The sequence below is a fragment of the Streptomyces sp. NBC_01717 genome, assembly GCF_036248255.1.
In the GTDB taxonomy this organism is placed as follows: Bacteria; Actinomycetota; Actinomycetes; order Streptomycetales; family Streptomycetaceae; genus Streptomyces.
The window spans coordinates 6,289,801-6,303,229 of record NZ_CP109178.1 but is presented as its reverse complement, the minus strand read 5'-3'; the positions used below and the strand labels follow the sequence as shown (position 1 = coordinate 6,303,229).

13 protein-coding genes are annotated in these 13,429 nt (G+C 71.5%); 7 read left to right on the top strand and 6 right to left on the bottom strand.

Features of this window, described 5'->3' with window-relative positions; genetic code table 11:
• Window positions 1-3: 3 nt before the first annotated feature.
• Together OHB49_RS28400 and OHB49_RS28395 are read right to left on the bottom strand one after the other, a co-directional pair.
• Entirely contained in the window at window positions 4-939 is a 936-nt protein-coding gene (locus OHB49_RS28400; RefSeq protein WP_329163876.1) for a sirohydrochlorin chelatase, read from the bottom strand.
• Between the two features lie 66 nt (window positions 940-1,005).
• On the bottom strand, window positions 1,006-1,818 hold the full coding sequence (locus OHB49_RS28395) for a Cof-type HAD-IIB family hydrolase (protein ID WP_329166650.1): 813 nt from the start codon (window positions 1,816-1,818) through the stop codon (window positions 1,006-1,008).
• 208 nt (window positions 1,819-2,026) lie between these two features.
• Here OHB49_RS28395 and OHB49_RS28390 point away from each other — a divergent pair, with 208 nt between their 5' ends.
• Both OHB49_RS28390 and OHB49_RS28385 read left to right on the top strand, forming a co-directional pair.
• Window positions 2,027-2,740: a SanA/YdcF family protein gene (locus OHB49_RS28390; RefSeq protein ID WP_329163875.1), complete on the top strand. Its 714-nt coding sequence runs from the start codon at window positions 2,027-2,029 to the stop codon at window positions 2,738-2,740.
• 133 nt (window positions 2,741-2,873) lie between these two features.
• Window positions 2,874-4,964, top strand: a complete 2,091-nt coding sequence (locus OHB49_RS28385; protein ID WP_329163874.1) for a molybdopterin oxidoreductase family protein — start codon at window positions 2,874-2,876, stop codon at window positions 4,962-4,964.
• On the opposite strand, the gene OHB49_RS28380 is transcribed toward OHB49_RS28385, so the two are convergent.
• Both OHB49_RS28380 and cutA read right to left on the bottom strand, forming a co-directional pair.
• A complete protein-coding gene (locus OHB49_RS28380; RefSeq protein ID WP_329163873.1) occupies window positions 4,924-5,391 on the bottom strand; it encodes a gamma-glutamylcyclotransferase family protein in 468 nt (155 codons plus the stop codon). The genes OHB49_RS28385 and OHB49_RS28380 overlap by 41 nt on opposite strands.
• A 2-nt stretch (window positions 5,392-5,393) precedes the next feature.
• Window positions 5,394-5,732 (bottom strand): divalent-cation tolerance protein CutA, encoded by a 339-nt coding sequence (gene cutA, locus OHB49_RS28375; protein WP_030970255.1) that lies wholly within the window; start codon window positions 5,730-5,732, stop codon window positions 5,394-5,396.
• A 206-nt stretch (window positions 5,733-5,938) separates the two neighbouring features.
• Between cutA and OHB49_RS28370 the strand changes: the two genes are divergently transcribed.
• Window positions 5,939-7,588 carry a M4 family metallopeptidase gene (locus OHB49_RS28370; protein WP_329163872.1) on the top strand — a complete coding sequence of 550 codons (1,650 nt, stop codon included), beginning with the start codon at window positions 5,939-5,941 and terminating at the stop codon, window positions 7,586-7,588.
• A 59-nt stretch (window positions 7,589-7,647) separates the two neighbouring features.
• Here OHB49_RS28370 and OHB49_RS28365 read toward each other — a convergent pair whose 3' ends face one another.
• Window positions 7,648-8,265, bottom strand: a complete 618-nt coding sequence (locus OHB49_RS28365) for an NADPH-dependent FMN reductase (RefSeq protein WP_329163871.1) — start codon at window positions 8,263-8,265, stop codon at window positions 7,648-7,650.
• A 74-nt stretch (window positions 8,266-8,339) separates the two neighbouring features.
• Here OHB49_RS28365 and OHB49_RS28360 point away from each other — a divergent pair, with 74 nt between their 5' ends.
• From OHB49_RS28360 to OHB49_RS28350, 3 genes are all read left to right on the top strand, one after another.
• Window positions 8,340-9,131, top strand: coding sequence for an aminotransferase class IV family protein (locus OHB49_RS28360; protein ID WP_030970250.1), 792 nt, complete (start codon window positions 8,340-8,342; stop codon window positions 9,129-9,131).
• Window positions 9,132-9,574: 443 nt separating this feature from the next.
• Window positions 9,575-10,483, top strand: coding sequence for a hypothetical protein (locus OHB49_RS28355; protein WP_329166833.1), 909 nt, complete (start codon window positions 9,575-9,577; stop codon window positions 10,481-10,483).
• 103 nt (window positions 10,484-10,586) lie between these two features.
• Window positions 10,587-11,210: a class F sortase gene (locus OHB49_RS28350; protein ID WP_030970246.1), complete on the top strand. Its 624-nt coding sequence runs from the start codon at window positions 10,587-10,589 to the stop codon at window positions 11,208-11,210.
• Window positions 11,211-11,225: 15 nt separating this feature from the next.
• Here OHB49_RS28350 and OHB49_RS28345 read toward each other — a convergent pair whose 3' ends face one another.
• Entirely contained in the window at window positions 11,226-12,011 is a 786-nt protein-coding gene (locus OHB49_RS28345) for a sulfite exporter TauE/SafE family protein (protein WP_030970245.1), read from the bottom strand.
• A 193-nt stretch (window positions 12,012-12,204) separates the two neighbouring features.
• Between OHB49_RS28345 and OHB49_RS28340 the strand changes: the two genes are divergently transcribed.
• Window positions 12,205-13,428 (top strand): NAD(P)/FAD-dependent oxidoreductase, encoded by a 1,224-nt coding sequence (locus tag OHB49_RS28340; RefSeq protein WP_329163870.1) that lies wholly within the window; start codon window positions 12,205-12,207, stop codon window positions 13,426-13,428.
• The last annotated feature ends 1 nt before the right edge of the window (window position 13,429 follow it).

Here is a 13,429-nt window from a genome sequence, read left to right as displayed (position 1 = left end):
GGCTCAGGCGGACGCCAGGAGATGGTCGTTCTTCGCGACTTCATGTGCCGGGAGCGCGCCGGTCAGCGCCTGGTCGTACCGGTGCAGGAGCAGCCGCGCCATCGCGGGATGCGCGCCGAGCGGGGCCGCGGCGGTGCCGGGGGCGGCAGCGGCGGCGGCCGTCGCGAAACGGCCGGGTGCGGTGAAGTACGAGGCGACGGCGACCCGGTGCCGGCCACGGGCGGCGAGGGCGCGCACCGCGACCGGGACGGTGGGCGCGGTGGCGGAGGCGTACGCGGGGACGACGGGCACCCCGCCGAGCCGTTCGCTGAGCATCCGTGCGGTGCGGCGGGTGTCGGCGGCCGAATCGGGGTCGCGCGAACCGGCAGCGGCGAGGACCACGGCGGAGCCGCAGCTGTCGCCCTCTTCGGTCGGCCAGCCCGCTTCGACGAGCCGCCCGTACAGCGCCTCGACGAGCAGGGGGTGCGGCCCGAGCGGCGCGGCGATCGTGGCCCGCAGGGCCGGTGCGGCGGCGGCTGCCGCAGGTATGTCCCGCTTGACGTGGTGGCCGCGGCCGAGCAGCAGCGGTACGAGAACGGCGTCAGCGGACCCCAGGCCGGACAGGGATGCCGGCAGGAGCGGCTCGTTCAGCTCGATGTGGCCGAGCCGGACGTCCAGCCCCGGGCGCAGTTCCCGCACCCGGTCCAGCAGCTTCATGACCGTGCGCAGCGCCTGCGGGTCGCGGCTGCCGTGCGCCACCGCGACGAGGGCGGGGGCACGGGTGGTGGCCGCCGAGCCCGGTGCCGAGCCGCCGGTGCGGTGGGGCATGGGTCTGCGCGTTCCGTTCAGGGAGACATGGCTGAGCTGGGCGCCGAGCTGGGCGGTGATGCGGGTCAACAGTTGCGCTGTGCTGTCGAGAGGCAGGGACTCACGGGGTTGTGCCGATGCCGACTCCGTCATGGACCGATGGTGGCGGGCGCAGGTTGCCAGGTCGTTGCGCAGGGGTGACGGGTCTTTGCCACGGGCTCACCGCGCGGTCGGCGGCCCGAAGAGGCGCTCCAGGACGTGGGCCACCCCGTCCTCCTCGTTGGACACCGTGTGGGACGGTACGGCGGCGAGCACCGCCGGGTGGGCGTTGCCCATGGCGTATCCGGTGCCCGCCCAGTCGAGGACGGTCAGGTCGTTGGGCATGTCGCCGAAGGCGATGACCTCCGTGGCGTCGATGCCGCGCCCGGCGCAGAGCTCCGCGAGAGTGCCCGCCTTGGTGACCCCGAACGCGCTGATCTCCAGGAGCCCGTGCCCGCCGGAGTGGGTGAACTGGACTTCGCTGCCTGCCGGGCCCGCCCCTTGCCGGGCCGCGGCCAGCAGGGTGTCCGCGTCGAGCCGGTCGGACCAGGCGAGGAGTTTGGTGACGGGTACGTCGGTCAGCCACAGGTCCGCCAGGGACCCCACGGGCAGTTCGGCGTCGATGTCCTCGGACAGGCGCAACCGGTACGCCGGTTCGTACAGGATCTGGTTGCCGGTCTCCAGGGCGAAGCCCACCTCCGGCAGGACGGCGGCGAGTGCGGTGGCCACGCGCTGGGCGACGGTGACGGCCAGGACGCGGGAGGCGACGACCGTACGCGTCCTGATGTCGTAGACCAGCGCTCCGTTGCTGCACACCGCCGTCCCCGTCAGCCCCGTCGCCTCGGCGAGCCGGTCGACGAACCTGGGCGGTCTGGCGGTGACGAGGACGATCTCCGCACCGGCGCTCTCGGCCGAGCGCAGGGCGCGGAGGGTGCGGGAGGAGAGGGTGCCGTCGCGGCGCAGAAGAGTGCCGTCGAGGTCGGAGGCGATCAGCCGGGGAAGCAACATCGGCCGATGTTATTGGGCGGGGTCCGCGCCCGGTGTGCGCACGGCGCGCGTTGCCACCGCATGCCACCGGCGCGGCGGCGAAGGCGTGCCGGGCCGCGACCGGTCCGGATGAAGAATGTCGCGGCGTGGAGAACCCTTTTGACCTGATACTCGTCCGATCAGTTGACGCAACGACACCGACCGAGGGACTCCGATGCGAGGAAAGCGGCCGAATTGGCCGGGGTGGCTCGCGCGGCTGCGGCCGCGCCGGCCGCTCACGCGGCGTGGTCAGCGGTGGGCCGTGCAGGGGGTGATGGCAGCCTGTGTGCTGGGCCTGGCTCCCGCGACCTGGATGTACTCCGTCGCCGACGCCCGTGTCCGGACGACCGCGGACGCGCCCGCGCAGCAGGTCGCCGTGGTGTTCGGGGCCGGGCTGTGGGACGGGAAGCCTTCGCCGTATCTCGCGAACCGGCTGAACACGGCCGCCGAGCTGTACCGGGACGGCAAGGTGAAGGTCGTGCTGGTGACCGGTGACAACAGCCGGGAGGAGTACGACGAGCCGGATGCCATGCGGGCGTATCTCGTGGCGCACGGGGTGCCGGACAAGCGGATCGTCAGCGACTTCGCCGGGTTCGACACGTGGGACTCCTGTGTGCGGGCCAAGAAGATCTTCGGGGTCGACCGGGCCGTGCTGGTGAGCCAGGGGTTCCATATCCGGCGGGCGATCGCGCTGTGCCGGGCGGCGGGCATCGACGCCTACGGGGTCGGGGTCGACGCCAAGCACGACGCGACCTGGTACTACGGCGGGACGCGGGAGGTGTTCGCGGCGGGGAAGGCGGCACTGGACGCGATGTTCGAGCCGGATCCGCACTTCCTGGGGCCCGAGGAGCCCGGGGTCGGGGAGGCCCTGGCGACCGGCGGGCGGTGAGGACGCCGACCGGTCTCACCGGCCCGGTGGAGGCCGACCTCACGGGCTCGGCGGAGGTGGGCTGAGGTCCACGTTCCGGCGGCGTAACCGGTCGCGGGCGTCCGCGTAACACCTGGCTCGCACGCTGGAGCCCATGGCCCGCACCGAGATCGCCCCCACCGCGACCCACTGCCCGTACTGCTCGCTGCAGTGCGGGATGAATCTGCGACCGGTCACCGGCGGCCCGGTGGTCGAGGTCGTGGAGCGTACCGATTTCCCCGTCAACCGCGGCGCCCTGTGCGGCAAGGGCCGGACCGCGCCGGCCGTTCTCTCCTCACGGGTACGGCTGACCGGACCGCTCGTGCGCGACGCGGTCAGTGGCGAGCTGGAGCCGGCCGGCTGGGACGAGGCGCTGGCCGCGGTCGCCGACGGACTCCGGCGCACCCGGGCCGTGCACGGGCCGGATGCCGTGGGGGTGTTCGGCGGTGGCGGGCTCACCAACGAGAAGGCGTACGCGCTCGGGAAGTTCGCCCGGGTCGTCCTGTCGACCTCGCAGATCGACTACAACGGGCGGTTCTGCATGTCGTCGGCGGCCGCCGCGCATCAGCGGGCCTTCGGCCTCGACCGCGGGCTGCCGTTCCCCCTGGAGGACATCGCGCGCACCGGATGCGTGATCCTCGTCGGGTCGAACCTCGCCGAGACGATGCCGCCCGCGCTGCGCTTTCTGACCGAACTGCGGGAGAACGGCGGCCGGTTGATCGTCATCGATCCGCGCCGGACCCGCACCGCCGAGCAGGCCGATCTGCATCTGGCGCCCCGGCCCGGCACAGATCTCGCGCTCGCACTCGGAATGCTGCATCTGGTGGTGGCGGCCGGCCGGGTGGACGAGGAGTTCGTACGCGAGCGTACGAACGGCTGGGACGAGGCCAGGGCCGGAGTCATGGCGCACTGGCCGGAGCTGGTGGAGCGGCTGACCGGGGTGCCGGTGCCGCAACTGCGCGAGGCCGTCGAGATGTTCTGCGATGCACAGGACGCAATGGTGCTGACCGCTCGCGGACCTGAGCAGCAGTCCAAGGGCACGGACACGGTCGGCGCCTGGATCAACCTCTGTCTGGCCACCGGCCGGGCCGGCAGACCGCTGTCCGGGTACGGCTGTCTTACCGGGCAGGGCAACGGTCAGGGTGGGCGCGAACACGGCCAGAAGGCCGACCAGTTGCCCGGCTACCGCAAGCTCACGGACCCGGCGGCGCGCCGCCATGTGGCGCAGGTGTGGGGGGTCGACCCGGACTCGCTGCCAGGGCCGGGACGCAGTGCGTACGAGCTCCTCGACGCGCTGGGTACGGACGTGCGGTCGCTGTTGGTGATGGGGTCCAACCCGGTGGTGTCGGCGCCGCACGCCACTCATGTGGAGGAACGGCTGCGGTCGCTGGACTTCCTCGCGGTCGCGGACGTGGTGCTGTCGGAGACGGCGGCACTGGCCGACGTGGTGCTGCCGGTGACGCAGTGGGCGGAGGAGACCGGGACGACGACCAGCCTGGAGGGCAGGGTGCTGCTGAGGCAGCGGGCAGTCACCCCGCCGGACGGCGTCCGCAGCGATCTGGAGGTGCTGCACGGGCTGGCCGCGCTCCTCGGGCACGGCAAGGGATTCCCCACCGACCCCGAGGAGGTCTTCGACGAGCTCCGGCGCGCCTCTGCGGGCGGTCCCGCCGACTACGCGGGGATCACGTACGGGCGGATCGCGGCGGAGAACGGGGTGTTCTGGCCGTGCCCGGACGAGCAGCATGCCGGTACACCGCGGCTGTTCCTGGACCGGTTCGCCACGGACGACGGGCGGGCGCGGTTCGTGCCCGTGACGCACCGTCCCGCCGCCGAGGAGACCGACCGGGAGTATCCGGTGGTGCTGACGACCGGTCGGGTGGTCGCCCAGTACCAGTCGGGTGCGCAGACCCGCCGGGTCGACGAGCTGAACGCCGCGGCCCCCGGCCCGTTCGTGGAACTGCATCCTCGGCTCGCCGAGCGGATCGGCGTGGCGGAGGGCGATCCGGTGGCGGTCACCTCGCGGCGCGGGCGGGCGGTGGCGCCCGCCCGGATCACCGGTGCGATCCGGCAGGACACCGTCTTCATGCCGTTCCACTGGGCGGGTGAGGGCCGGGCCAACACGCTGACGAACCCGGCGCTGGACCCGGTGTCGCGGATGCCGGAGTTCAAGGTGTGCGCGGTGCGGGTGGAGGCGGCCGCCGGGTGAGCCAATCGCCTCCGGGGATGGGGATGCCGCCGGTACGGAGGGTGCGGGTGACGGGGGCGGCGGCGAGGTAGACCCAGGCGCGGGCGGTTCCGGTGGCGGGCGGGACCGCGCCCGGGAGGCGGACTTCGAGGGCGACCCGCTCGTAGAGATTGCGCGGGTGCCCCGGTCCGAGGTACTCCTCCAGCCGGTCGAGGAGGACGAGCAGCTCCGCGTACATGGCGGGCGCTGCCGTGACGAGTGTGCCGCGCACGGTGCCATGGCCCTCGATCGCGTACGGGTAGCCGGGGCCTTCGTACAACAGGGCGCCCGGCAGCAGGGCCGGCTGTTCCGCGATCACCCGGCCCCGGAGGAACAGGTCATGGTTGTGTTCGCCGGGGAGCAGCGTGCCGTAGACGAAGAAGGGCAGTTCGGGGTCGGTCCGCGGCATGGTCAGAGGGCCGTGACCGGGGCCGTCTCCGCAGTCACCCAGGCGAGGTAGCGGTCGCTTCCCCGTACCACCGGCGTCGCGATGATCTCCGGGGTCTCGTAGTCGTGCGCCGCCCGGAGGTGTTCCTCCAGTTCGTCATAGCGCCCGGCCACCGTCTTGAACAGCACCTGCCACTCCTCCGTGGTCTCGATGGCGTTCCGCCACCGGTAGACGGAGGTGACGGGCGCGGAGATCTGCGCGCATGCCGCGAGCCGCGCCTCCACCGCGCCCTGGGCGAGGGCGTGGGCCTTCTCCTCGCTGTCCGTGGTGGTCAGAACGGTCAGCCATGCCGGCGTCGTCACCGTCGGTCTCCTCAGCTCTTCGGATCTGCTCTTCGGATCTTGTGCCTGTGGCGTGTCCTTCTCGTCGATTGTCGGGGCGGTTCGGTGCCGTGTCCTCCTTCATCACCGTTGCGGTATGGACATGACATGTCATGAACCCTTAAATCTGAGGCGAGCTCAGAAGCACCGCTCAGATCGCCCCTTCCCCCCGCACTCCGAGGAGTCCGATGAGATCGATTCGGCATGCATCGCGCCTCACCCCGCTCGGCATAGCCGCCGTCGGCGCCACCCTGCTTGCTTCCGCCCTCACCGCGACCACGGGCGCCGCCGCGGCCGGTCACCCGGCCCCGAGCCCCGCCGCCGCCGTCCGTCACGCCGAGGCCGCGCTCACCGGGCACGCCACCGCACTGGGCCTCACCGGCTCCCAGGACACCGCGGTGCGCGATGTGGTCGTCGACAAGGACGGCAGCCAGCATGTGCGTTACGACCGCACCTACCGCAACCTGCCGGTCCTCGGCGGCGACTTCGTCGTCCACCTCGCACCCGACGGCGCGTACCGGAGCGCCGACCGGGCTGTCCGCGGCGATCTCGCCGTGCCGACCGTGACCCCGGCCCTCTCCGCGTCGGGCGCCGCCGACCTGGGCGCGGCCGCACTGCGCTCGGCCAACCGCGGCCTGAAGCTCAGCAAGGTCGCCGCACAGCCGCAGCTCGTCGTGGACGCCCTGCACGGCGCGCCCAAGCTGGCCTGGCGCACCGAGGCGGCAGGCAAGGACTCACTGGGCAACCCGGTCGCCCGCGTGGTACTCACCGACGCGCGCACGGGCCGGCAGATCGACGCCTGGGACAGCCTGGAGACGGCGTCCGGCGACGGCCGGTCGCTGTACAGCGGTACGGTCCCGCTGCAGACGACCCAGTCGGGATCCACGTACCAGCTCAAGGACGCGACGCGCGGCAACACCTACTCCGGCGACGCCCAGAACAAGACCGACGGCTGCATCCTCACCATCTGCTGGAGCCGGGCGCCCGCGGTGCTGTTCACCGACGCCGACAACCACTGGGGCAACGGCAGCACCTCCGACCGCGCATCGGCGGCGGTCGACGCCCAGTACGGCACGGACACCACCTGGGACTACTACAAGAACGTGCACGGCCGGAACGGCATCGCCGGGGACGGCAAGGGCTCGTACAACCGGGTGCACTACGGCAATGGCTACAACAACGCCTTCTGGGACGACACCTGCTTCTGCATGACGTACGGGGACGGCGACGGTTCGACGTTCGGACCGCTGGTCGCGCTGGACGTGGCCGGGCACGAGATGTCGCACGGCGTGACATCCAAGACGGCGGCCCTCACCTACTCCGGTGAGTCGGGCGGTCTCAACGAGGCCACCTCCGACATCTTCGGCACACTGGTGGAGTTCCACGCGAACAACGCGCAGGACCCGGGCGACTACCTCATCGGCGAGAAAATCGTGAAGCCCGGCTTCGGGAAGGCCGCGTTGCGGTTCATGGACCAGCCCTCCAAGGACGGCAACTCGGCGGACTGCTGGAGCTCCTCGGTCGGCAATCTGGATGTGCACTACTCATCCGGTGTCGCCAACCACTTCGCGTATCTGCTGGCCGAGGGCAGCGGCCCGAAGGCCATCGGCGGCGTCCAGCACAACGGCACCACGTGCAACGGGGCGACGCTGAGCGGCATCGGCAAGGACAAGCTCGGCAAGATCTGGTACCGGGCACTGACCGTCTACATGACGTCCTCCACCAAGTACGCGGGCGCCCGCACCGCGACGCTCAACGCGGCGAAGGACCTGTACGGAGCCGGCAGCGCGGAGCAGAACGCGGTGGCCACGGCCTGGTCGGCAGTGTCGGTCGGCTGACCTGGCGCAGGTCCCGGAGCGGCTGCCCGCTCCGGGACCTGCACCGGCTTGATCTACCGTCAATTACCGTATGGGCGCACCGCCTTGGCTTCGCGCAGCGCCTGCCCCCACCAGACGAGCTGATCGAGCAGTGTCTTCGCCGCCGCGTCCACGGCCGCCGGATCCCTGTGCCTGCGGTCGTCGTCGAACAGGACGCCCGCGTTGTGGAACGACACCGTGTCGCGGATGGAGACGGCGTGCAGTTCGGCGAAGACCTGACGGAGGTGCTCGACAGCCCGCAGACCGCCGGACACTCCCCCGTACGAGACGAAGGCGACGGGCTTGGCCTGCCATTCGGCGTGATGCCAGTCGATGAGGTTCTTCAGCGGGGCAGGGAACGAGTGGTTGTACTCGGGGGTGACGACGACGAAGGCGTCGGCGGCAGCCAACCGGGGCGAGACCCCGGCCAGTTGCGCGGTCACGTCGGGGCCGGGGCGGCGGGAGAGGGTGTACGGGAGAACGAGGTCGGCGACGTCGATGAGGTCGGTCTCGATGTCCGGGCGGTCCGCGGTACGGGAGAGGAACCAGTCGGCGATCACGGGGGCGAAGCGGCCCTCGCGGTTGCTGGCCAGGATGACCGCGACCTTCAGGGGTGCGGTGGTGGCGGATGCGACCGGGGCAGGTGTCATGAGGTCCATGCAGCGAGACTCGTACGTCAACCAAGGTTGAGGTCAAGCCGCATCGTCCACCCCTTCGGCATACGGTGGAACACATGACGACCGCCGCACCCCTGTACGCCGAGTTCAACGGACACGCAGCAACGGAGGCGGATCTCCTGATCCCCGCCTTCTCCAACTACGGCCACTTCACGGCCATGCAGGTCAGGGACGGAAGGGTGCGTGGCCTCGCCTTCCACCTGGCCCGGCTGGACGCCGCGAACCAGGAACTGTTCGACCACCGCCTGGACGGCGAACGGATCCGCGAGCTGATCCGGCACGCACTCGACGGTGCGGGGGCACGGGACGCCTCGACCCGGGTGTACGCCTTCCTGCCGCCCGGCGACACGGAGGCGACGGTCATGGTCACGGTGCGCGGACCGGCGCAGAAGTCCCCCGAACCGCACAGCCTGATGTCCGTTCCGTACGTCCGCACCGCGCCACACATCAAGCGCCCCGGCGAGTTCGGCCAGACGTATTACGGTCGGCTCGCCGCACGCGCCGGCTTCGACGAGGCACTGCTGACCGCGCCGGACGGAGCGGTGACCGAGGGCGCGATCACCAACATCGCCTTCTGGGACGGCGCTTCGGTCGTCTGGCCCGCCGCACCGTCGCTGCGCGGCGTCACCATGGCCTTGCTGGAACAGGAACTTCCGGGGGCCGGACTGGCGTCCGTACGGCGACCGGTGACGCTGGACGGGATCGGCGCCTTCCGATCGGCGTTCCTCACCAACTCGCAGGGCATCGCACCGATCCGGCGGATCGACGACGCGGAGTTCACCGTCGACGAGGAACTGATGAAGCAGGTGGGGCTGGCGTACGAGGGCGCCCCCTGGGACACCGTCTGAGGTCGCCCACGCGGCGGCTCCAGGGCGCTCGACCACCCGGCCGACTGCAATTGCGGCCGCCGGGCCGCTCGGCTTCACCCCGAAAAGGAGGCCGTCCCCATCGGACCCAGGGGGGAGTGGGTCCGATGGGGACGGCGGCCGGGCGGCCGAAGAAGCCGTCCCGTGGGGGGTGATGTGCGTGTGCCCGGGGCCGACGAGGTCATGCATGTGACGTACACCACTCATGTCCCGAAGGTCGTCACCCAATCGGCACGGCGTGTCGCGGGACGGGTCGCCCCCTCCTCAAACAGGGATTTGACCTGCAGATATACCGCCCGGCAAGGAGGCAGGGCCGGGCCGATCGAGTGAAAGCTGACTCGACGTCAGCAGGCGTGGACGGCGGGCCGCCCGTTAGCTCGGAGTCAGGAGACACCAGCCAGCGCCTTCGCTCGGAGGAACCCCCCATGCCCCGTCCTGCCCGCCTCGTGACCGGCACCGCCGCCGCAGCTCTCACCGTTGCTGCGATCGGCCTCTTCACCGCCGCGCCGTCAGCGTACGCAGGAGAGCTCGGTTCACCGGAGATATCTCCGGCCGCCGCGGCTTCGGGGGACCCGGTCGGAACCATGCCCTCCGGGAGCGACGCAAGGGCCACCGGGCATGCGAACTCCCTGAAGGCAGGGGTACTCACACTGGCACCGGCCACCGAGAAGGACGTGCTCGCCGACACGTTCAGGGTGCCGGAGAAGACCGGTGCGGAAAAGGTCACCGGACAGGACGACAGTACGGACACCGGGCAGGACGACGCCTCCGGTGACGACCCGGGCAGCGGGTCCAGCGTGCCTTCCCTGGACGACCTTGCCGCCAGGGGCGAGAACCTCCTCGGGAACGCGAACCCCTTCGGGCTCGGCACCTCCAGCGGGCAATCCGATACCGGGGGCGACACCGGACGTGACACCGGGAACGGGAACGGGAACGGCGGACGCGACACCGGGAACGGGAACGGAAACGGGAACGGGAACGGCGGACGCGACACCGGGAACGGAAACGGGAACGGAAACGGGAACGGCGGACGCGACACCGGGAACGGAAACGGAAACGGCGGACGCGACACCGGGAACGGAAACGGAAACGGCGGACGCGACACCGGGAACGGAAACGGAAACGGCGGACGCGACACGGGGAACGGGGACGGTGGCGGCGACAGCTACGACTCGCCCAGCGGTCCTTCCGGGCACGTCAAAACTGGTGTAGGCGGCTCCGTCCGCCCGGACACCACCCAGATCGCGGCGGGCGTCGGCGTTCTCGCCGCATCCGCCGTCGGCGGAGCCTGGCTCCTGCGTCGTCGGGCGAGCGGCACGCAGGCCGGCAGCTGACGGGGGCGTATCCACGCCCCCGTCACCGCCAGGATTCCGTCCCGGTGGCCTCGCGCCACCGGGACGGGACCCATTCCCACCTTCTCCACCCCGGAGGACAACTGTGCCCCAGAAGGCCAAGGGCTGGCTGGTCGCCGCCGCAGTGCTCGTCGGCATCTGGCTGATCCGGAACGGCTCCGAAACCCAGCTGATGCCGCCGCAGCCGACCGCGGCCCAGGCCTTCGCGGCCGGTCCCGAAGTGCAGCCCGGCTCACCGGTCGCCGAACCGCTGCGACCTTCGACACCCGTCCGCCTCCGCATCCCCAGCATCAGGGTGGACGCCCCGATGATCCGGCTCGGGCTCAGGTCCGACGGCAGTCTCGCCGTGCCGCCGGCCGAGAACCGTAACGTCGTGAGCTGGTACAAGGACGGCACCCCGCCCGGCGCCAAGGGCACCGCGCTCGTCGCCGGTCATGTCGACAACGCGCAGGGGCGATCGGTCTTCTACAACCTGGGATCCCTGGCGAAGGGCAGCACCATCGAGGTGGACCGCCGGGACGGGCACACCGCCGTCTTCTCGCTCGACGCCATCGAGGTGTACGCGAACAAGGACTTCCCCGACCAGAGGGTGTACGGCCCCTCGCAGAACGCCTCGCTGCGGCTGATCACCTGCGGCGGCGGCTTCTCGAAGACCACCGGCTACCAGGGCAATGTGGTGGCGTACGCGCACCTCACCGGCGTGCGGTGACCCCCGCCCGCACCCTCACGACCACTGGTCGAAGGCGAGTCGCGCGACCAGTGAGAACACCACGACCAGCAGTACGCCCCGGACGAACTCACTCCCTTTCCGGAGCGCCGTCCGTGCGCCCAGCAGCCCGCCCACCAGGTTGAACACCGCCATCAGCGCGGCCAGCTGCCACATCACATTGCCCTGGTAGGCGAACATCGCGAGGGCGCCACCGTTGGTGCAGACGTTGACGATCTTGGCGGTGGCGGACGCCGTCACCAGATCGAGGTGGAGCACGGCGGTCAGCGCGAGCACCAGGAACGTACCGGTACCGGGCCCGAACAGCCCGTCGTAGAAGCCGATACCGCCGCCGACCAGCACGATCGCGGTGACGGTACGGGCCCGGGTGACCTTGCGGTCCGTGGCCCCGGCGGCCTCCTTGCCGAACTGGGGCCGCAGCATCACGAACGCCGCGACCGCCAGCAGCACCACCATGATGACCGGACGCAGCACGTCACTGCTGATCCCGGCAGCGAAGAAGGCGCCGGTCATCGATCCGGCCAGCGCCATGAGCCCGATCCGGACGGCCGTCCCGACCTTCACCGGCGCCTTGCGCGCGTAGGTCACGGCGGCGCCCGAGGTACCGACGATCGCGACCGCCTTGTTGGTGCCGAGTACATGCGCGGCCGGGACGTGCGGCAGGCCCAGCAGCAGCGCGGGCAGCAGGAGCAGTCCGCCGCCGCCGACCACCGCATCGATCCAGCCCGCGGCGGCAGCGGCGAGGCAGAGGACGACAAGGGTGGTCAGGGTGATGTCGGGCATGGTCGCGACTGTAAGGACGAGATACGTGTCCCGTCCAACTTTCCCGTCCGGATCCGCGGAAAGTTGAGCCAACTCTGAGGTTCCCGCACCGCAGCACCCTCACAGACGGCTTCCGGAGACGCTGAGCGCAAGGTTCCTCCCGGGAAACAGCGAGGATCCGGTCGGGTAACACCCGCCGCACAGGCTGCTCACCATGACGACAGAGACGGCGGACGCGGCACGTGTGGTGGTGATCGGCGCCGGGATGGCGGGCGCGCGGCTCGCCGCCCGGGTGCCCGGCGTCACCGTCATCGGCGAGGAGACGCACGCCCCGTACAACCGGGTGCTGCTGGCGGAGGTGCTGGCGGGGCGGTACGCGGCCGAGGTCATCGCCCTGCCCCCGGCCGAGGTGCGGCGCGGGGTGCGGGTGGTACGGATCGACCGGGCGGACCGGCTGGTGCACTGCGACGACGGAAGCGTCGTGCGGTACGGGCGGCTGGTGCTGGCCACCGGGTCGAACCCGGTGCTGCCGCCGCTCCGCGGACTCGGCACCACGATGCCGGACGGGGTGCATGCGTTCCGTACGCTCGACGACTGCTTTGCGCTGCGGGAAGCGGTGCGTGCCGACACCCGGGGTGTGCGCGCCGTCGTCATCGGCGGCGGACTGCTCGGTGTGTCCGCCGCCCGGGCGCTCGCCGCAGGCGGTGCGCAGGTGGTGCTGGCCCAGCAGGGCGAGCACCTCATGGAACGGCAGCTGGACGCCGAATCGGCCGGGCTGCTCCGGCGCCATCTGGAGAGTCTCGGCGTGGAGGTGCACACCGAGTGCCGGGTGCGCGGGCTGCGCTGCGCCGACGGCGCGGTGCGGGCGGTGGAGCTCGCCGACGGCTACGAGCTGGCGGCCGAGATCACGGTGCTGGCCTGCGGGGTACGTCCCAGGACCGGGCTCGCGCAGGCGGCCGGCCTGGACGTGCGCCGGGGCATCGTCGTCGACGACGAGCTGCGTACCTCCGATCCGTACATCCATGCGGTCGGCGACTGTGCCGAGCACCGCGGCACCGTGTACGGCCTGGCGGGCCCGGCGCAGGAGCAGGCCGATGTGCTCGCCCAGGTGCTGGCCGGGCGGCCCGCCCGCTACGAGGGGACCCGCGCCCTGACCCGGCTCACTCTGCACGGTCCGGCCGCCGGCCCCGCGGGCCCCTTCGATCTGGCCGCGTTCGGGGAGTCCCGGCCACTGCCCGGCGACGACGTCGTCCGGCTCGCCGACGCCACGCGGGGCGCGTACCGCTCGGTCGTCGTGCGCGGCGACCGGCTGGCGGGCGGTGTGCTGCTCGGCGATCTCGCCGCGGTCGGCACCCTCGCCCGGACCTGGGAGGACGACGAACCGCTCCCCGCCGAAACGTCCCTGCTCCATCTGCTCACCAACGACGGAGGCTACTGAC

Excerpts from the sequence above, each read along its gene's own strand:
- OHB49_RS28355 (WP_329166833.1), top strand. The coding sequence starts at position 9,575 with ATGCCCCGTCCTGCCCGCCTCGTGACCGGCACCGCCGCCGCAGCTCTC.
- OHB49_RS28370 (WP_329163872.1), top strand. The coding sequence starts at position 5,939 with ATGAGATCGATTCGGCATGCATCGCGCCTCACCCCGCTCGGCATAGCC.
- OHB49_RS28360 (WP_030970250.1), top strand. The coding sequence starts at position 8,340 with ATGACGACCGCCGCACCCCTGTACGCCGAGTTCAACGGACACGCAGCA.
- OHB49_RS28345 (WP_030970245.1), bottom strand. The coding sequence starts at position 12,011 with ATGCCCGACATCACCCTGACCACCCTTGTCGTCCTCTGCCTCGCCGCT.
- OHB49_RS28340 (WP_329163870.1), top strand. The coding sequence starts at position 12,205 with ATGACGACAGAGACGGCGGACGCGGCACGTGTGGTGGTGATCGGCGCC.
- OHB49_RS28365 (WP_329163871.1), bottom strand. The coding sequence starts at position 8,265 with ATGGACCTCATGACACCTGCCCCGGTCGCATCCGCCACCACCGCACCC.
- OHB49_RS28390 (WP_329163875.1), top strand. The coding sequence starts at position 2,027 with ATGCGAGGAAAGCGGCCGAATTGGCCGGGGTGGCTCGCGCGGCTGCGG.
- OHB49_RS28385 (WP_329163874.1), top strand. The coding sequence starts at position 2,874 with ATGGCCCGCACCGAGATCGCCCCCACCGCGACCCACTGCCCGTACTGC.
- OHB49_RS28380 (WP_329163873.1), bottom strand. The coding sequence starts at position 5,391 with ATGCCGCGGACCGACCCCGAACTGCCCTTCTTCGTCTACGGCACGCTG.
- OHB49_RS28400 (WP_329163876.1), bottom strand. The coding sequence starts at position 939 with ATGACGGAGTCGGCATCGGCACAACCCCGTGAGTCCCTGCCTCTCGAC.